This is a genomic window from Streptomyces sp. NPDC048623 (assembly GCF_040650755.1).
Taxonomy (GTDB): Bacteria; Actinomycetota; Actinomycetes; order Streptomycetales; family Streptomycetaceae; genus Streptomyces.
This window is the reverse complement of the sequence record NZ_JBEZHV010000008.1, coordinates 123020-142449: the sequence shown is the minus strand read 5'-3', so window position 1 is coordinate 142449 and position 19430 is coordinate 123020. Positions and strand designations below refer to the sequence as shown.

Here is a 19430-nt window from a genome sequence, read left to right as displayed (position 1 = left end):
CGCGACCGGCCGTCAGGAAGCCGCCGAGCGGTCGGTGACCGGCAGCATGTCGGCGTGCGACAGAAGCCGGTTGATGTTGCGCTCCGTCTCCAGGGAGCCCTCGACGCCGATCGCGGCGCCGTCGAGCAGACGCCCCAGCTCCTCGGCCTTCCGGGCGCCCTTGAGCCCGAGGGAGGCGAGGGGGTCGACGTCGAGTTCGCCCGTGACGTCGATGAGGCGCACCACGATGTCGTCGCGCTGGAACACGGTGCTGGCGTGCACCGGGCTGTCCGGATCGCCCGCCGCGACCCGGTCCTGATCGGCGAGGAACCGGGCGAGCTCCATCCCGTGGCCCTCCTTGGCGGGGTAGTACAGCGCGTGCCGCCGCAGGTCGGCCGGTGCCGGCCGGTCGGACACCACGTGGTGGACGGCCGGGAGCGCGGCCCGGGTGAAGAACACCCGTGCCGACTCGGGGTCGGTCAGGTCCCGGTCCTGCTCCAGGTACGGGTTCATGGCCTCCTCGACCGCTCGTACCCCGGGCTGACGGGCGACGTGCCGCAGTGCCGCGCGGAGGTCGCCCTCCACCTCCACGGCACGTACGACACGGTTGCCGTGCATGAAGAGGGAGGTGCGGCGCAGCCGGGTGGTCTCGTCGACCTGGGCCTCGGGTGACTCGTATCCGGCCAGGAGCTCCGCCACCTTCGACTCGGCACCCGGCTTGACGGTGAAGGTGAGGGCGTGGTGTGCCACACCCTCGCCCACGCGGGCCTCCACCTGCGCGTCGGCCGATGCCGCGGTCCGCGAGGCCGGCCGGCCGGGGATGGTCTCCCGGAGGATGCTGTAGCGCATCGAGCGGGTGTCCCGGACACAGCTGTGCATCGGCTTGACGGTTTCGACGTGCTCCTCGCTGTTCACCCACGCGAGGAACGGCGGGGCGCTCTCCCACTCGCTGGTGATGAGCCACTGCGAGGGGTTCTCGATGGACTGGCAGAGCTGGTCACTGATGTGACCGGGAACGGAGGCGACCTGCTTGCGCATGAGCTCGTACGCGTCCAGGAACTGCTGCTGAGCGCCCTCGTACAGGTCGAGCAGGAGGATCACCCGCAGCCTGGAGCCGTCGAACACGGACTGCGAGATGCGTCCCGAGGGGGCCATCCGGCACACCTCTTCTCTTCTGAGTGGGGGGAGGGGGACGCCCCGCGTGACCGACACGCCGGGGTCGTCATGTGTCGATCCTTGACAGGAGCGCCGACAGTGCGCGAGCCCGCGAGGAGCGGACGAGTGAACCCCGTGTCATCTGGGTGCCTCCGGCACGCGGATCCGTCCCCGAAGGGCATGACATCTGCATCCCATCCCCGATTCGCGTCGCAGCTGACGCCGGAGACGAACAATGGACCGATTCGACACGGCCGGTGAAGCACCCGGTCTCCGCACGCCCGTACTCATCGTCGGCGGCTCGCTGGTGGGCCTGTCCACCTCGCTGTTCCTGGGGCGTCTCGGAGTGCCGCACACCCTGGTCGAGCGCCATGCGGGCACCTCGATGCACCCCCGTGGCCGTGGCAACAACGTGCGCACGATGGAGCTGTTCCGCGGAGCCGGGGTGGTGCGGCCCATCCAGGAGGCCGCGTCGGTCCTGGCGCACAACAACGGCATCCTGCAGACGCCGAGCCTGGTGGGAGACGTCGGCGAGTGGCTCTTCAAGGAGATCGACCCCGGCGGCGGGGTCGCCCGCTTCAGCCCCTCCGGGTGGTGTCTGTGCAGCCAGAACGATCTCGAACCGGTGCTGCTCAAGCACGCCGGGGAGCTGGGCGGAGATCTGCGGTTCGGGACGGAGCTGATGTCCTTCGAGCAGGACGCCGAAGGGGTGACCGCGCGGGTCAAGAACCGTGACACCGGTGAGCACACCACCATCCGGGCGGACTATCTCGTCGCGGCGGACGGCCCGCGCAGCCCGGTTCGCGAGCAGCTCGGCATCGGGCAGAGCGGTCCGGGGGACCTGTTCCACAACGTGAGCATCACCTTCGACTCCCGCGGCCTCGCGGACGTCGTCGGCGACCGGCGCTTCATCGTCTGCTACCTGACGAACCCGGAGGCCGACGGGGCCCTGCTGCCGGTCGACAACCGGGAGCACTGGGTGTTCCACGCCCCTTGGCATCCCGAACACGGCGAGACGCTCGAGGAGTTCACCGACGAGCGGTGCAGGGAGCACATCCGGCGCGCCGTGGGGGTGCCGGACCTCGATGTGGAGATCACGGGCAGAGCCCCCTGGCACGCGGCCGTGAGGATCGCCGAACGGTACGCGGAAGGCCGGGTGTTCCTCGTCGGCGACTCCGCCCACGAGATGCCGCCCACCGGGGCGTTCGGCTCCAACACCGGTATCCAGGACGCGCACAACCTCGCCTGGAAGCTCGCCGCCGTACTGGGCGGCTGGGCCGGCCCCGGCCTGCTCGCGTCCTACGACGCGGAGCGCCGGCCGGTCGCGGAGACGACCTGCGCCCGGGCCACGGCGCGCTCGGCCGATCACAGTCACCCCGGGTACGTCCCCGTCCCCGGATCCGGCAGCCCCCAGGGAAAGAAGAGCGGCATCCTCAACGAGGTGCTCGGCTACCGCTATCCGAAGGGTGCCGTCCTGGGCACCGACCCGACGCAGCCGGTCGTGTCCGACGGGCTGCGGTTGACGGGCGAACCCGGGAGCCGCGCACCTCACCTGTGGCTGAACCGCGCGGGTGCCCGGATCTCCACCCTCGACCTGTACGAGCGGTCCCTGGTGCTCCTGAGTTCCGCGGACGGCGCCGGCAGGTGGCACACCGCGGCGACACGCGTCGGGCAGCAGCTGTCGGTGCCGCTCGACACGTACCGGATCGGCGACGGGCCCGACGCGGAGCTCTCCCCGGCGAGCGACACGGAGTGGGCGGAAGCGCACGGCGTCACCACGGACGGTGCGGTGCTCGTCCGCCCCGACGGGTTCGTCGCGTGGCGGTCCGAAGGCGCGTCGGAGAATCCCGACGCGGCGTTGCGGCACGCCCTCACGGCCCTCCTGGGCCGGGGCTGACCGTTCTCCCGGCGCCGGGCATGGCAGGGATGTCCTTCCCAGGGTGCCCGGCCACCCCCTCGGCGCCCGCCGCTCGTGGTCGGGACGTCGACCTCTAGCCCGTTCGCGCGTGGACGGAACAATTTTTCCGAGCACCGTACGGGCCGCTCTGACCTGCGGTGTTGACCATCGGTAAGGACGATCAAGACCCCGACCGGGGGACATGGCGCGCGATCTTCCCGTTGCGGTGATAACCGGGCAGGGGTCTCCTCGTGCACGGAGCACAGCACAGGAGGCGCGCGCCACAGCGGGCCGGGAAAGCTCCGCCGAAAGAGAGAAGAAGCATGCGTCTTGCACGTACGGGTCCCCAGCTCGCCCTGGTCCTGGGCGCCCTCGTTCTGTCCGCGCCCTCCGCCGCCGCGGCCCCCTCCGGTGAGGTCCGGGTCAACCCGGGGACGGCGGCCCCCGGCACCACCGTCACCGTCACCACCACCGCCTGCGGCAAGGAGACGTACGGCAAGGGCGAGTCGGTGGCGGGCGGGAAGTTCCACCTCCTGCCGGGCGACCGGGCGGGCGTCCTGGTGGGTCGGTTCACGCTCCCGGCGGACGCCGTCTCGGGCGAGGACACCGTGACGCTGAAGTGCCCGCCGCGCATCAAACAGACCGTCACCTACCGGATCGCCGGCCGGCCGACCGGCGCCGTGGCAGCGGGCTTCGGCTGGGCCGCGGGCGCAAGCGCAAGCGCAGGCGCCGGCGAGACCGCGGACGCCGGCGCCGGCCCGTACGCCCTCGGTGCCCTGCTCCTCGGCGGCGCCGCCGCGGGCACCCTGATCATCAGGCGCCGCCGCGCCGTCGCCGCCCGTAACTCCGCCTGATCCCACACCTCCACACCCCCCCGGTCAGGGCCCCGGCTCCACGAGGAGACCCGGGGCCCTGCCATCCCCGGAGACACGGTCCACGGGAAGAACGGCGTCAGGCGGCGTGCCGGACGCTGTCGGCCACGGTCCGTCGTCAGAAGAAGCCGAGCTTCTTGGGCGATGACGACACCAGGAGGTTCTTGGTGTGCCGGTGGACGTGCTGGAGGCACTCTGCGTGCGGGTGCCACAGGACGCCGAGCAGGGCCGGATCGACGCCGACCTTGCCGGTCAAGGCAAGGACGGTCAGGCAGGGTCGGGAAGGGGGCGCTGGGCGACCTCGTGGGCCTCGTCCGGCGGGACACCCAGCATGCGCAGGACCATCTCGGCCAGGTTGATCGCGGCCTGGTCGCCGTCCAGGTCGGGGCGGGCGAATCTCAGCTCGACCAGGGACAGCAGGGTGCCGCCCAGTGCGGACAGCGCGACCGCCAGGTCCATGGTGGTGAAGCGGCCGGAGGCCATGCCGACCTCCAGGTCACGCACCGCCCGCCGGGACAGGCCGTTGTCCGAGTGGATGTGTCCCAGGCCGCGACGGCGCAGGACCTGCATCAGCTCCGGGTGGGAGTCGGCCATGCGGGCGCTGAGCCGGAAGCCCGCCGCGACGAGTTCCGCCGGGTCGTCGATTCCCGTCAGGCGGTCGTCGCTGTTCTGGCCGAACTCCTCCAGCGCGTCCACCACGGCCGTGTCGAACAGCTCGGCCTTCGACTCGAAGTGGTTGTAGAAGGAGCCGAAGCCGACGTCGGCGCGCTCCGCGATCGCCTGGATGCTGGCGCTGGTGTCCCCGGTCTCGGCGAGGATCTGCCGGGCGGCGAGGACCAGCGCGCGCCGGGTCTCGGCGCGGCGCCGCTTGAAGCGGTTGCTGGGCGGGGCTGACGTAGGCATGCGGAAAGTCTAGCCGCGGGGGCGATGACGACAGCAGCTCTGATGAATTCATCATTTCTTTCCGGAAACCTCTTGACGACGGAACTGTCAAACTTGATGATTTCATCATTACGGCGATGTTGCTCGGAGGGACCATGTCTGAAACCCGCATCCACGGGGCCGACGTCAAGACGGCCCACCAGGACCTGCACAGCGAGCAGGGCGCCCTGCGGGGGGAGCACCCCGGCCGCTCCCGAAATCCCGTGATCAAGGTGGCGGACCTGGCCTGGCTGGAGTTCGAGAAGCCGGACCTGGAGCGGGCCGAGGTCTTCGCCCGCGACTTCGGCTTCCAGGTCGCCGCGCGCACGGAGAGCGAGCTGTGGCTGCGCGGCACCTTCGCCGGCACGCCGTGCATGGTCATCCGGCGCGGTCGCACGTCCCGCTTCATCGGACCGGTCTTCAGAGCGGCGGATCGAGCCGACCTGGACCGCCTGGCGCGCGCCACCGGCTCCGACGTGCGGGAGGCCGACGTCCCGGGCGGCGGCAAGGTGGTCGATCTGCTCGACCCCTCGGGATGCCCCGTGCGCGTGGTGCACTGCGGCGAGCAGCTGCCGGCGCTGCCCGAGCAGAGCCCGCTGCTGCTCAACTTCGGCACCGATCACCGCCGTACGAACGCCATGCAGCGCCCGCCGCGCGAGCCGTCCCGGATCCAGAGGCTGGGGCATGTGGTGCTGGAGACGAGAGTGTTCAACCGGGCCCTGGACTGGTACCTGGACACGCTCGGGATGATCGTCTCCGACTTCATGTTCCTGGACGGGCAGCGCGACCGAGGCCCGGTCATGGCGTTCATCCGCTGCGACCTGGGCAGCGTGCCGGCCGATCACCACACGCTCGCCATGCATCTGGGCCCCGGGACGGGTTACGTCCACTCCGCCTACCAGGTCACCGACCTGGACTCGATCGCCGCCGGGGGAGAGTACCTCAAGGAGCGCGGCTACCAGCACAGTTGGGGTATCGGCCGGCACATCCAGGGCAGCCAGCTGTTCGACTACTGGCGCGACCCCGACCACTTCATGCTCGAACACTTCGCCGACGGCGACCTGTTCTCCTGTGACGTGGAGCCCGGGTGGGCGCCGATGTCGACCAGCGGTCTCGCCCAGTGGGGGCCGCCCGCCACGCGCGAGTTCCTCGGCGCGAGCCCCTCCCCGCAGCGTGTTCGCGACGTCATCGGCGCCCTGCGTGGTGACAACGAGATGGACCGAGCGCGGCTGCTCGGCCTGCTCAAGGCCGCGAAGTCCTGAACCCCCACCTCCTCACGAAGGCACTGACATGAGCACCAACGTCCTGCGCACCGCCGACGGCTGGTGGGTCGCCCTCCCCCGAGCTCTCGACTCCGGTCGAGCAGGGGGGACCCCGATCGACCGGGCCGTCCCTGTCGACACCAAGGCCGTCACCACCGCCGAGCTGATCTCCGACCGCGACGCCGTACGAGAGGCGGCTCGCTCCAGTGACGCGGGCGTACCCCTCGCCGACCTCACCGCCCTCTCGCCGGTCACCACCCCCTGCCGGGTGGTCGCCCAGATGGTCAACTACCGCAGCCATGCCCGTGATTCGGGCTTCACCGGTGACATTCCGCCCGCCTTCTTCCGCAAGGCGTCCGGCTCGGTCAGCGGGCCCGCCGACGCCGTCGTGCGGCCCTCCCACGTGACGTTCCTCGACTACGAGATCGAACTCGGGCTCGTCATGGGCGCCTCACTGCCCGTCGGCACGGTCGTCGAGGAGCGTGACCTGCCGTCGTACGTCGCCGGCCTGGTGATCACCAACGACGTCAGCGCGCGTGACGTCCAGCTGACCAGGACCCAGTTCTACGAGAGCAAGTCCTACCCCACCTTCACGCCGACCGGCCCCTACCTCACCCTGCTCGAACCGGACGACTTCGACCATCTCCCGGACCTGCGGCTGCGGTTGTCCGTCAACGGCGAGCTGCGTCAGGACCGCACCCTCGCCGACATGATCGTCCGCCCGGCGCGGGCACTGACACTGCTGGCCCGCTTCCAGACCCTCGACCCCGGTGACCTGCTGCTGACCGGCACGCCCGGCGGTACGGCGCTGAAGGCCCCGCCGAAGCCGGTGGAGAAGATCGGCGCGCTGCTGCCGCCCGCGGTGAAGTGGAAGGCGTTCTTCAAGTCCCAGGCGAAGAACCCGCACTATCTCCGCGCGGGTGACGTGATCACGGCGACGATCGCGACCGGAGACGGCCGGATCGACCTCGGCGAGCAGCGAACCCCCGTCACAGACACGACCCCGAAGTGAGCCGCACATGACCGTCCGACGCAACGGGGCCGACGTACCCGTGGTGATCATCGGCGCCGGGCCGGTGGGCGTGACCGCCGCCCTCCTCCTCGCCCGGCGCGGAGTCCGCACCGTCGTTCTGGAACGCCACCAGGTCATCTACCCGCTCCCGCGCGCGGTCGCCACCGACGACGAGGTCCGCAGGATCCTCCAGGCCGCCGGCGTGGAGCAGGAGTTCACCAAGATCGCCCGCCCGGCGAACGGGCTGCGGCTGCTCGACGCCCGGCACCGGGTGATGGCCGAGTTCCGCCGCACCGGGCACGGCCATCACGGCTACCCACAGACCAGCATGTTCGACCAGCCCGAGCTCGAACGGCTGCTGCGCGACGCCCTCGCCCTGCGCCCGGAGTGCGAACTGCTGAGCGGCAGGGAGGTCACCGGCGTCGGCCCGGACACCGCCGGCCCCGTGCGAGTGACCTACCGCGACGACGACGGTGAACACGAGCTGTGGGCCGAGGCGGTCCTCGGCTGTGACGGTGCCAACAGCCTCACCCGCGAGGCCGTCGGAGCCGTCTGGGAGGACCTGCGCTTCGAGGAGAGCTGGACGGTCGTCGACGTCCGCACGGATGCCGACGTCCGCTGCTGGGAGGGCGTCGACCAGGTGTGCGACGCCCACCGCCCGGCGACCTTCATGCGGGTCGGCGAGGACCGCTACCGCTGGGAGTTCCGCCTCCGGGACGGTGACGAGCCGGTGCGCGACATGGTCGCGCCCTGGCTGCCGCCCTCGTGCGGCGGGGATTTCGAAATCCTCCGCAAGGCGCAGTACACCTTCCGGGCGCGCGTGGCCGACCGGTGGCGCAGCGGGCGCGTCTTCCTGCTCGGTGACGCCGCCCACCTCACCCCTCCGTTCATCGGACAGGGCCTGTGCGCGGGCCTGCGCGACGCGTACAACCTCACCTGGAAGCTCGCCCGCGTCCTCCGACAGGGCGGTGACGAGCGGCTGATGGACACCTACGAGAGCGAACGCAAGCCGCACGCCCGGCGTGTCATCCGGCTCGCGGTCGCCATGGGCTGGGCCATGACCGGCGGGCAGGACGGCGCCGCCGCGCTGCGCCGCAGACTCCTGGCCGCCGCCTGCCGCATCCCAAGCCTGACCGCGCTGGCCGGCCGCGATCTCAGTCCGCCCCTGACTGCGGGGCCCCTCGTCCGGCGCCGCATGAGAAGGAGCCTGGCGGGCACCCACTGCCCGCAGCCGTGGGTCACCGCCGAGGGACGGCGCATGCGCCTCGACGAGGTGCTGGGCGACTCCTTCACCGTGCTCACCGCCGCCGAACCCTGGCCCTCGCTCAGCACCCTGGCCCACGGGCTCGGCGTCCGGGCGGTCCCGGTGACCGACCTCGGCGACGACGGCACGCTCGCCGCCTGGCTGCGCGCCGGCCGCGCGGACGCCGTCCTGCTGCGCCCCGACCGCGTCGTCATGGACGTCGTCCCGGCCGGGGGCGCGGACTTCACCGACACCGCCACATGGGCGTCGCTTCTGCACACCACGCACAGCCCCCTGCCACCCCGACGCACCGTCGAGAACAGCCTGCTGAGGAGCGCTCCATGACGACCGTGCCCGAGCCTTTCAGGACACCTGATCCGCAGGTCGTCGCCGACAGCCGCATCATGGAATTCGCCCGCCGCGTCGGCATGGCCGGCTCCGACTACGCCACCCTGCACCGTTGGTCGGTCACCGATCTGGAGGGCTTCTGGGGCGCGGTGTGGGAGTACTTCGACATCGACGCGGACACTCCCTACGAGCAGGTGCTGGCGGAGGAGCGGATGCCCGGCGCCCGCTGGTTCCCCGGCGCCACCCTCAACTACGCCCACCACGCTCTGCGCACCCTCACCGACGACAACGCGGCGATCATCGCCCTCGACGAGACCGGCTCCCGCTACGAGGTGACCGGAGGGCGGCTCCGCGCCCAGGTCGCCTCCGTCGCCGCCACCCTGCGCGACCTGGGCGTCGACACAGGGGACCGCGTGGTGGGTTACCTGCCCAACACCCCGCACGCGATCGTCGCGTTCCTCGCCGCCGCGAGCCTGGGCGCCGTGTGGTCGGTCTGCGGGCAGGACTACGCACCCAAGGCCGCCGCCGACCGCTTCGCCCAGTTGCGGCCCACCGTCCTGATCGGTGCCGACGGCTACCTCTTCAACGGCACCACCCACGACCGACGCGATGCCACCCGCGAACTCGCCGGTGCGCTACCGACGTTGAAGGCGACGCTCCTGGTGGACCACGTGGGCCTGCCGCAGCCGTCGCAGGCGTACCCGTCGCTGGTCGTCCCCTGGGACGACGCCGCCTCCCGCACCGAGGAACTCACCTGCACGCCGGTGCCGTTCGACCACCCCCTGTGGGTGGTGTTCTCCTCCGGCACCACCGGCCTGCCCAAGGGCATCGTCCACGGCCACGGCGGCGTCCTGCTGGAGCACCTGAAGACCCTCGGACTGCACTCCGACCTGGGTCCGGGCGACCGCCTGCTGTGGTACACCACCACCCACTGGATGATGTGGAACCTGGTCGCCTCCACGCTGCTCACCGGCGCCACCACGTGCACGTACGACGGCAGCCCGGCGCCCGTCGCCAGGCCCGACGTCCTGTGGGAGCTGGCCGCGCGCCACGGGGTGACCGTCTTCGGCACCAGTCCCCAGTACCTGCTGGGCATGGCCAAGTTCGGCATCGACCCGTCCGTCCACGACCTGTCGTCGATCCGCGTGGTCGGCTGCACCGGCTCCGCCGTGCCGGCCTCCGCCTACCCCTGGGTCCGCGACCATGTCGGCGACGGCGTGCTGCTGGCGTCGATCAGCGGCGGCACGGACGTCGTGTCCGGCTTCGCGGGCAGTGCGCCCAACACACCCGTGTGGGCGGGCGAGTTGTCCGCAGCGCACCTGGGCGTGGCGCTGGCCGCGTACGACACGGAGGGCCGCCCGGTCGTGGACCAGGTCGGCGAGCTGGTCGTCACCCGCCCGATGCCGTCCATGCCGCTGTACTTCTGGAACGACCCCGACGGCACCCGCTACCGTGACGCCTACTTCTGCTCCTACCCCGGCGTGTGGCGCCACGGCGACTGGATCACTCGCACCTCCCACGGCTCGGTGATCGTCCACGGCCGCTCCGACAGCACCTTGAACCGCAACGGCGTACGTCTGGGCAGCGCCGACATCCACGACGCGGTCGAACGCCTCCCTGAGATCGCGGAAGCCCTGGTCATCGGCGCCGAGGAACCCGACGGCGGCTACTGGATGCCCTTGTTCGTCGTCCTCGCCGCGGGGGCGACCCTGGACGACCCTCTCCGCGAGAAGATCGAGGAAGCGATCTGGACCGACGCCTCACCCCGCCATGTCCCCGACGAGATCCTGGAAGTGCCGGGTATCCCGCACACCCGCACCGGCAAAAAGCTCGAAGTCCCCGTCAAACGCCTCCTCCAGGGCGCCCCGGCCGAGCAGGTCGTCAACCCGGCCACCGTGGACGCCCCCGACCTGATCGACCACTACGCCCGGCTGGGTGCCGAACGCCGGGGACGGTCGACATGACAGCCGGGCAGATCACCCTCGCCGTCGTCCTGACCCTGGTCTTTCTGCCACTGGGAGCGGCGAAGATCGCCGCGGTGCCGTTCATGCGCCAGGCGGCCGCGCACCTCGGCATGTCGCCGGGCCTCTACCGCGTCGTCGGCGCCCTGGAAGTGGCCGGAGCCGGCGGGTTGGTACTCGGCCTGGCCTCCGCCGCAATCGGGGTGGCCGCCGCAATCGGGCTGGCACTGCTGATGGTCGCGCTAACCCTTGTATTCCGCACGGCAGTTGCAGCTGACGACGCCACACGGACGCCTGGGGAGCTGCGCCGACTGCGAAGCCGTGAGCCGCCCGGACGCCGTACCGTCGCGGACCCCGCCTCAGGCCTCCGAGGGCTGCGGCTCTGACGAAGCGCCGGACGCCGAGCGGTGGGGCGGCCCAGAGGATTCAGAGGACGGCGACGACCCCGCCGGCGTCGGCTTCCCGCAGCGCACGAGGGCGTCGGCCGCCCCGAGCACCGCGCGCCCACCCGTGGATCCCCGGTTGAGCGGTTGCGGACGGCGTACGAGTATGGAAGGAGACAGCCCATGCGGAACGGAATCGCGTGAAACGGCTGAGAAGTTGCTTCATCAACGATCTTTGCCCTCCCTTGTGTGCGGGGCAATCTCCATGAGTCGGATCAGTCTCCGGAGAGCGATATGACGATCAAGAACATGGAGTTCGCCTGCCCGAAATGCGGCGAGGTGTCGACGTACGCCGTGCAGACGAACGGCGAGGTGGCCGAACAATCGGGTCTGGCTTCGCACCAGAATCTGTGGAACCTGCGGAGGCCCGAGGTTCCCTATAAGAACAGTCCCAATCGCGACGCGTATGGCCCGCTGGTTCCGCAGGGCATCGTCGTCCATTACACCCAGGGCAAGTACGAGGGAGCCATCGGCCACTTCCAGAACGCCGCGTCCAAGGTCTCGGCGCACTTCATCGTCGCCAGGGACGGACGGCGCGTCCAGATGGTCCCGCTGCCCGACCCCGACACCGCCGGCCCCCGGGACGGGCGGTACACGGCCTGGCACTGCAAAGGAGGCAACACTCGCTACTTCGGCATCGAGCACGAGTTCGGGTACCCCGGAGCCACCTACCCCGCCGACTGGACCGAGGAGATGATGGACTCCTCGGCGGAGCTGTCGGCGTACCTGTGCGCCGTGTATGGCATCCCGATCGAGGTGCCGCTCGCCCCTGACGAGCGCGACTGGTTCACGGGCTTCGGCGGTCACTACAACGTGCCCGGCAACAACCACACCGACCCGGGGCCGTACTTCCCGTGGGAGTACTACATCAACCGCGTGGAGTACTACTCGAGCCGTCTGGCCGTAGCCCCGTCCGGCCCTGCCCTCGCGTCAGGGACCCCGCTCCAGGCGGTGCAGGGGTCCGGAGCGCCCGTCTACCAGACGCTGTGACCGCCGTACGAGGTGACGCACCATGATGGCCTCCACAGTGACCGCGCTCACCGCCTGTTCGGCCGCCCCCGGCCGCGTCGACCTGTTCGTCGGCGACGCCGACGGCGGCGTGTGGCACAGGACGCGCACGACGGACGCTGTCCGAGGCCAGTGGGGCACGTGGCAATCACTCGGCCGACCGTGGCCGTCGCCCGGGGCCCCGGAGCACGTCGGCTGGCTGGCCGCGATGCGTTCCGGCCCCGGCCGGATCGAGCTCCTCGCTCTGGACGGCGGTCGCGGGACGAAGCACAGGCTCTTCGCGGCGGCCCGTGACGGGAGCCTTGACACGCTTGGTGAAGATGCCGAGGCCGCGGCCGGTGCAGAGCCGGGCGGCGGAGCCGGTGACGTCGCCGGTGATGTCCTCGGTGACATGGCCGGCCACGGCTGGACCCCGTGGACGTCTCCCGACCCGCTCGCGGTGGGGCCCGCGGCTGCCGACCCGCTCCTTGCGCACGAGCAACTGACGCTTCTTCGTGAGCAGCTCTCCGAGGGGCGGCGTTCCGACGCCGCCCCTCGGCCCACCGGCTTCGTCGCAACGCAACGTGGCTACTTCGCCGTCGCCGGTAACAGCCTGTGGCACAGAACAGGGACGAAGCCTTCCCGATGGGTTGACCTCGGCGGTGACCTCGCCACCGACGACGGGACCGCCCCTCACCTCGCCGCCGTGTGGGACGAGGTCGGGACCACCCACGTGTTCGCCGTCTGGGCCGGTACGGCCCTGATGCACCGGCAGCTCGGCCGTACGTGGTCCGACTGGCAGCTCATCGACATCTGGGCGGACGTGCGGGGCTACCAGGCGCTGCGCCCCGACGACCTTGTCGCGCTGACCGTCCGCGGAAGCGGAGTGCGCGAACGGGTCCGCGCCGACGGGGTGGTGGAAGTCCTCGCCGCGCAGCCCGACGCCCGGCTCATCGTGGAGTTCCCTCCACAGCACATCGCCGAAACCGTCTCCAAGACGGACACGACCAGCCAGGCGCGGATCGCGGGACCGTCGCGACTGGCCTTCGCCATCGGCCAGGAGGTCGTGCCGCTCACGGTCGACGGCGTTCTGGCTGCCATGGGCAAACTGCCCCTGGTCGCGACGCTCGGGGCTGCGGGAACGGAAGGCACCCGCCTCGAACTGCCCTGGCGCCTGCTCCTGCAGCTGCCGACGGGCGCCCACTGCACGCACCGCGCCCTGCCCGCCGTCGGCCACGACGGCACCACCGAGCTGTGGCACAGCCGGATCACGCGCCCCGACGGGGCTGACGCGCTGCGGGTGCGGCCCGTCAAGGCACTCCCGGACGAGCCGGCTCTCGCCACCCCGCTCGGCCACTACACGGCGACGATCGCCGCCCTCGGGGTGCAGTCCGCCGATCCGCCCGTGACGGTCGACCGGCTCGTCCTCAGCGCCTTCGGCGCCTGGTTCGACGCCTCCGCCTCCTGGCCCACACTGGACTGGACCCACCAGACCGCGATGGGTCGCGACTACTACGTCCGCGTCCTCACCCGCGGCGCGCTCTTCCCCTTCGGACACCAGGCAGCCTTCGTCGAGGTCACCGAGCGCCGGTTCGACCGGCAGCCTCCGGCCGTGGCGGCGCTCCGCACCACACGCACCCTGATCGTCACCGAGCCGACGCGCCGTTACGGCATCGGCGACGGCGCCGGCAGGGCGCACGAGCGTGCCTTCCCCTTCCAAGAGGTGTCCGTCGAGCCCCGGCAGCTGACGGACCTGGACGCGGCGGCGTGGCTGCCCAGCAAGGCGTTCTGGCCCACGCAGTCGGGAGCGAGCGTCGAGTTCACCGTACGCGCGCGGGCGGACCGGGAGGTCGTCGAGTTCCGGCTGCCGATGCTGTTCGTCGACGACGCGGCCGTCGGCACCTCCCACGCCGACTCGCTCGACGCCGAGTACGCCCGCGGACCGCGCTCGGGTGTCCAGCGCGACACGGGACGCCCGACGCGCGAGATCGGCCGCAGGATCGCGCTCGCCATGAAGTCCGCAACCCAGCCGCTCGAAGGCGCGGTCCAGGAAGTACGGTCGATGTCCTTCGGTGGCGTCGGCGCCGCCCTCGCCGCGAACGGCGTCGGATTCCATCCCCGTGTCACCCGCATGGAGGTCGCGCTGCCGGCGGTGCGCCAGCTGATCGGGTCGTCGCCGACGGTGCCGGCCGAGTTCTCGAGGGCGTTCCTGACGGCCACGGGCGCCCAGCGGCCCGAGGTGCTGCTCGCCCTCCTGGAGCCGAAGGTCATCGACTTCGCCGCGGCCGGGGCGCGTACGGGCATGGTGGCCGCGCCGAACATGGCCGTCACCGAGATCTCCCGGCTGGCCGGACCGATCGCCGGCGGCCCCTTCCCGCCGAGACCGCAGGACATGTTCGCCGAGGGAGCCAAGCTCTTCGGCGTCATCTCGCTCCGCAGCATCGTGTCCGTCATCACCTCGCGTCCGCAGATCATGTGGTCCGACGTGGCCGGCGCGCCGTCGGCGAAGCTGACCTGGAACGAGAGCCTGACGACGGAGGTGGAGCCCTTCCATCCGAAGACGCCCACGTCCAAGGTCTTCCTGGAGGTCCTCTCCCGGGTCGTCGACGGACGGCCCCAGCTGCGCACGACCGGTGAGGTCACGGACTTCACGCTGGAGATTCCGACCCGCGCCTCCGCCCTCGTCGTCCTCACCTTCAAGAAGGTCCGCTTCACCGGCAACTCCGGAGAGAATCCCTCCCTCACCTTCGAACTCGCGGACGCACGGCTCGCCGGGAAGCTGAACTTCGTCAGGACCCTGGCGGAGAAGATCCCGCAGGCGGGGCGCGGCGGACCGCACGTCGAGGTCTCGGCGGTCCAGATCCGGGCCACGTACACGATCGCCGTGCCCATGCTCGGCATGGGCGTGTTCACCGTGCAGAACCTGGCCATCCGCATCGGCCTCACCCTCTCCCTCGAACAACGGCCCATCGAGATCGACTTCGCCTTCGCCACACGAGAGCGGCCGTTCCTCGTCACCGTCAGCGGCTTCGGAGGCGGCGGCTATCTGGAGCTCGGAGTGAGCGCCGGAGGGTCCGACGGGGGACTGCAGCGGTTCGTCGGCGGCATCGAGTTCGGCGCCAGTGTCGCCATGGACTTCGGCGTCGCGGCAGGCGAGGTCCACGTCTTCGGCGGCGTCGTCTTCGTCAAGAGGGGCAGCACGATCGAGATCACGGGCTACCTGCGGATCGGGGGCAGCGTCTCCGTCCTGGGCCTGATCCGGGTCTCCGTGGAGCTGACGCTCAGCCTCACCTACGACGTGGAGCGCAACGAACTGCACGGCTCCGCCCGGCTCGTGATCACTGTCGACCTCACCTTCTGGTCCACCTCCGTCACCCTCGAATGCCACAAGAGCTTCAAGGGCCCCAGCCTCGCCGCCGGCCCCCGGGACGCCCTGACGGCGTCCGTGGCACGGCAGGCCTCCGAGGACGCTGCGCTGCGGACCTCGACCGTCGAGGCGGCGCTCGGCCCACAGGGAACCTCGTTCCCGTGGCAGACGTACTGCCGGGCCTTCGCGAAGGAGTGATCCATGTCGGCCACCGGCCTGCGGCGACAGTTCGTCTGGACTCCGATCCCGGCCGGGCGCGTCGCCCCCGTCCCGGGACACTCCACCCCGATGGCGCTGCTGTCCGTCCTTCTCACCCCGCGGCTGATCGGGCCGCCGGGAGACCGGAAGCTGTCGGACTTCGGCATGCAGACCTGGCCCGAGCGGCTCGCCGCCCTCCGGTTCGACGTCTTCCGGGGAACACAGCCCGTCACCGCCCACCAGGTCCCGCACCTCACCATCGAGCAGAAAGAGGTCCGCTTCACCACCGCCCTCCAACTCTCCGCCTGGAAAACCCTGTTCACCGGCGACTCACCGGTGATCCCGTACCGGACGACCTCCTACGACGAGCGTGACGTCCGCGAGTTCCCGGCCGCCGAGGCCGCCGCCGAGGTCCGCCAGGCGTACACGGCCACGGCCCGTGTCCACCTCGAACACGACGGCGGGGTCCCCGAGACCGATCCCGAGCTGCGGGCGGCGCTGAGCCGCGTGAGCGCGATGTGGCAGGCGCGACTCGCACCGCTGGACGGCACGGCGGATCGCGACCCGTCCGCACCCCGGTCGGCGCTCGCCCAGGCGTACGCCTTCTACCAGCGGGACCCCGACGCGTTCACGGCGCTTCCGCCGCCGGCCGTCACCACCGTGCGCGAGTTCCACGAGACCGTCTCCCGCCTCGCCGACCACCCGCTGCTCCTCCGCGCGCTCGGACTGCTGATCGACCTGGCCGTGGAGCCCGCCCCGCTGACCGAGGCCGACGGTGCGAAGGAGCTGCGCGTCGTCCCGCACTGGCCGGATCCCGACAGCTCCGTGCCGCCCGGCTGGTCCCATGCCACCCAGGACGACCTGTCCCCGAAGACCGCCTACCTCCTGGACGGAAAGCGCTTCGTCACCGCGTCCCTGCCGGGACCGGCGGCCACCGAACTCAAGCGCGGCATGCTGCCCCTGGCCGGAACCGGCGTGGCGTCCCCCACCGGGGACACCGGCGGGCGCTACGAGGTGATGCCCTTCGACGTCGACGGCGCCGCCCTGCGCATGGTCGGCGTCGCCGAGTCGGACCGTGCCCGGACGGCCTCGCAGGACCGGGCCGACGTCGGCGCGCTGCCCGCCCTGCGATCGATGGGCTTCGCCCTCGTCGAGCGGGACCGCGTACAGGAACACAGCAGGCAGCTCAAGCGGGCCGCCCAGCGAGCCACGGCAGCCGGCCTCACCTCCCAGCCGGTGACGGCGGATTCACTGCTCGGCGGCTACCGGGTGGACGTCTTCGACGTGGCCAGGAACCGGTGGTACCCACTGTGCCGCAGGCGTGTCCGCTACAAGATCGGCGACGTGACGATCGGGCAGGACGCCTCCGGCGGCAGCGGCGCCGCCGGCCTCCTCGAGGAGGGATTCCTGCGCCCCGAAGCGTCGACGACCGGAGCCGGCGCCCAGGACGCCCTGTACCTCCACGAGATCGTGATGCGCTGGGACGGCTGGAGCCCGGTCGCGGAGCGACCCGAGCGGATCGTCGACACGGGGGACGAGATGCCGACGGCGGCCGCCCCGCCCCCCTTCGACGCGGTCGTCGAAACCGACCCGGGATCGCTGCCCCGCCTGCGGTTCGGCCGCGACTACCGCCTCCGCGTGCGGATCGCCGACCTCGCCGGGGGTGGACTGCGCCCCGACGAGACCGGGCCCGAAGAGGAACGGACGAACGTCTTCCGGCATCACCGCTTCGAGCCCCTCCCGCCTCCGGAACTCGTCCCCACCCGCGAACTGGCCGACGGCGAGACCCTGGACCTGATGGTCATCCGCAGCGACCGCGACACGACGGTGGAGGCGTATGCGGCTGCCCACGGCCACCGAGCCTTCGACCTCCGCCACCTCCTCGCCCCCACCTGCTCCCTCGAACTGGCCCTCCAGCACGAGCGCACCTTCGACGCAGCCCTCGGCCCCGACGTGCCGACCGCCAAGGTGAAGGAGTTGTTCGAGGTCGCCAAACGAGCCGACCGGTCCCTCTCCGACATCGCCGGCGCCGTCGTCGTGGGAGCGGAGACCGGCTCCACCGTCGCCGCCCCGTACGTCGTCCTCCCCGAGACGGGCGTCTCCCTGCCCTGGCTCCCCGACCCGGCCACCACACACCTCGCCCTGAACCCGCGCCGCAGGCCCGTCGACCCCGACTCCGGCAAGTACGGAACGGTCGTGGGCGACAAGAGAACCGGCCTGTGGCAGGGGACCTGGCCGGCGTACGGGCCGATCTCGCTCCGCCTCATCGGCGGCCCCGAAGGCTGCACCCTGACCCGCTCCCCGGACCAGCGCGCGTTCACCGTCGCGCTCGGTCCCGCCGAAGAGGTCACGTTCGACATCCCCTCCTGCCCCGGCACCCGTAGCGTCCAGCTGTTCGGCATCGTCACCTGGCTGGGGATCGACCCCACCGACCCCGCCGCGTTCAAGCCCATCGTCGAGGGCCGCAACCGCCTCGTCACGCCGCCGCGCACCGTCAGGCTCGTCCACGCCGTGCAGCGACCCCTGGCGATCCCGTCCGGCCTGCTCACCGCCCGCCGGACGACCGGAGACACCAGCGCCGTCCTGCGCACCGAAGGCCTGCGCATCCACATCGCCAGCACCGGCCGCCTGGACCTGCGCGCCGAGTGGACCGACCACGAGGACCTCCCGCCGAAGAAGCCGGCCGAGCGCCGCCAGACCGCGATCGTCGGCTCGTACGACGTCCAGCGCGCCCCCCAGCACGAGGCGTTCCCCACGATCCGCCAGGAGTTCGGCGACACCAGGCGCCGGCACGTCACATACCGCGCCACCGCCGTCTCCCGCTTCCAGGACTGCTTCCCCCGCGCCACCGCCGCCGACCCCCAGGCCTGCCTGAGCGAAGGCGTCCTGGAGGTCACGGACGTGCCGAGCTCCGCCCGGCCGCCCGCGCCCAAGGTCATCCACACCGTGCCGACGTTCCGCTGGACGCGTTCCCACGACGGCCAGAAGTCGGTCACCCGATGGCGGTACGGAGGCGGCCTACGGGTCCTGCTCGAACGGCCCTGGTACGTCACCGGGGATGACGAACGCCTCGCCGTCCTCACCTGGCCCGGCCCGTCCGCCCCCGCCGACGTGCTGCGGTACGTCAGCGTCGCGGGCCGCGACCCGATCTGGACCACCGGCGCCCCACCCCCCGTCCTCAGCCAGAGCGACGTCATCGCCCCGCGCGGCGATCGGGCGGACCTGCCGGAACTGGAACGCGCGCTCGACCTGATCGCGTACCCCGTCCGCTTCGACGAGGAGGCTGACCACTGGTACGCCGACATCGACCTGTCCCCCCTCGTCACCGCCTCCTACTTCCCCTTCGTCCGGCTGGCCCTGGCCCGCTACCAGGCCCACACCGTCGACGGTGTGCCCACCCTGTCCCCCTCTGTGCGGACGGAGCCCCTCCAGCTCCCGCCCCACCGCCGTCTCGTCGTCACCCGCACGACGGGACGGGCCACCGTGCTCGTCGATGGCCTCGGCCCGACCGGGCCCCGGTCGAACAGCGTCCGTACCGAACTCCAGGTCAAGTCCGACCCCGCCGCGGACGGTGGCGGCGCGGGCTGGAGCACCGTCTTCCGGACCTCCGGACCCCTGGGCCAGGCCCGCGACCTCGACCTCCCCGCCACCGGCGACCGCCCCCAGCGCATCGTCGTCCAGGAGTACGAGACGCATCCCCCCGCCACGAACGACACGGGATCCGCGGTGGAGGGCCCGGGGCGACTGGTCTACGCCGACATCGTCCCCCTAGGAGTGTGGTGACC

At 71.5% G+C, this 19430-nt stretch carries 13 protein-coding genes; 10 read left to right on the top strand and 3 right to left on the bottom strand.

Features of this window, described 5'->3' with window-relative positions; translation table 11 throughout:
- Nucleotides 1–12: 12 nt before the first annotated feature.
- The gene (locus AB0C73_RS14480; protein WP_362529014.1) at nt 13–1134 is read right to left on the bottom strand and encodes a SchA/CurD-like domain-containing protein; all 1122 of its coding nucleotides are present in this window, start codon (nt 1132–1134) and stop codon (nt 13–15) included.
- Between the two features lie 235 nt (nt 1135–1369).
- On the opposite strand from AB0C73_RS14480, the gene AB0C73_RS14475 reads away from it, so the two are divergent.
- Both AB0C73_RS14475 and AB0C73_RS14470 read left to right on the top strand, forming a co-directional pair.
- On the top strand, nt 1370–3031 hold the full coding sequence (locus AB0C73_RS14475; protein WP_362529011.1) for an FAD-dependent monooxygenase: 1662 nt from the start codon (nt 1370–1372) through the stop codon (nt 3029–3031).
- A 323-nt stretch (nt 3032–3354) separates the two neighbouring features.
- Nucleotides 3355–3885 (top strand): sortase, encoded by a 531-nt coding sequence (locus tag AB0C73_RS14470; RefSeq protein WP_362529009.1) that lies wholly within the window; start codon nt 3355–3357, stop codon nt 3883–3885.
- A 136-nt stretch (nt 3886–4021) separates the two neighbouring features.
- Here AB0C73_RS14470 and AB0C73_RS14465 read toward each other — a convergent pair whose 3' ends face one another.
- Both AB0C73_RS14465 and AB0C73_RS14460 read right to left on the bottom strand, forming a co-directional pair.
- Complete coding sequence (locus AB0C73_RS14465) at nt 4022–4159, bottom strand: hypothetical protein (RefSeq protein ID WP_362529006.1); 138 nt, start codon at nt 4157–4159, stop codon at nt 4022–4024.
- Between the two features lie 11 nt (nt 4160–4170).
- Complete coding sequence (locus AB0C73_RS14460) at nt 4171–4806, bottom strand: TetR family transcriptional regulator (RefSeq protein ID WP_362529005.1); 636 nt, start codon at nt 4804–4806, stop codon at nt 4171–4173.
- A gap of 134 nt (nt 4807–4940) precedes the next feature.
- On the opposite strand from AB0C73_RS14460, the gene AB0C73_RS14455 reads away from it, so the two are divergent.
- The 8 genes from AB0C73_RS14455 to AB0C73_RS14420 all read left to right on the top strand — a co-directional run bounded on the left by AB0C73_RS14455 (nt 4941) and on the right by AB0C73_RS14420 (nt 19428).
- Nucleotides 4941–6086 carry a VOC family protein gene (locus AB0C73_RS14455; RefSeq protein WP_362529002.1) on the top strand — a complete coding sequence of 382 codons (1146 nt, stop codon included), beginning with the start codon at nt 4941–4943 and terminating at the stop codon, nt 6084–6086.
- A 28-nt stretch (nt 6087–6114) separates the two neighbouring features.
- On the top strand, nt 6115–7098 hold the full coding sequence (locus AB0C73_RS14450) for a fumarylacetoacetate hydrolase family protein (RefSeq protein ID WP_362528999.1): 984 nt from the start codon (nt 6115–6117) through the stop codon (nt 7096–7098).
- A gap of 7 nt (nt 7099–7105) precedes the next feature.
- Nucleotides 7106–8686 (top strand): bifunctional 3-(3-hydroxy-phenyl)propionate/3-hydroxycinnamic acid hydroxylase, encoded by a 1581-nt coding sequence (locus AB0C73_RS14445; RefSeq protein ID WP_362528996.1) that lies wholly within the window; start codon nt 7106–7108, stop codon nt 8684–8686.
- A complete protein-coding gene (locus AB0C73_RS14440; protein ID WP_362528993.1) occupies nt 8683–10653 on the top strand; it encodes an acetoacetate--CoA ligase in 1971 nt (656 codons plus the stop codon). Before AB0C73_RS14445 ends, AB0C73_RS14440 begins: the two co-directional genes overlap by 4 nt.
- Nucleotides 10650–11036 (top strand): DoxX family protein, encoded by a 387-nt coding sequence (locus AB0C73_RS14435; RefSeq protein WP_362528990.1) that lies wholly within the window; start codon nt 10650–10652, stop codon nt 11034–11036. Before AB0C73_RS14440 ends, AB0C73_RS14435 begins: the two co-directional genes overlap by 4 nt.
- 291 nt (nt 11037–11327) lie before the next feature.
- A complete protein-coding gene (locus AB0C73_RS14430) occupies nt 11328–12083 on the top strand; it encodes a peptidoglycan recognition family protein (protein ID WP_362528987.1) in 756 nt (251 codons plus the stop codon).
- 22 nt (nt 12084–12105) lie between these two features.
- Complete coding sequence (locus tag AB0C73_RS14425) at nt 12106–15645, top strand: hypothetical protein (RefSeq protein ID WP_362528985.1); 3540 nt, start codon at nt 12106–12108, stop codon at nt 15643–15645.
- A 3-nt stretch (nt 15646–15648) separates the two neighbouring features.
- Nucleotides 15649–19428, top strand: coding sequence for a hypothetical protein (locus AB0C73_RS14420; protein WP_362528982.1), 3780 nt, complete (start codon nt 15649–15651; stop codon nt 19426–19428).
- The last annotated feature ends 2 nt before the right edge of the window (nt 19429–19430 follow it).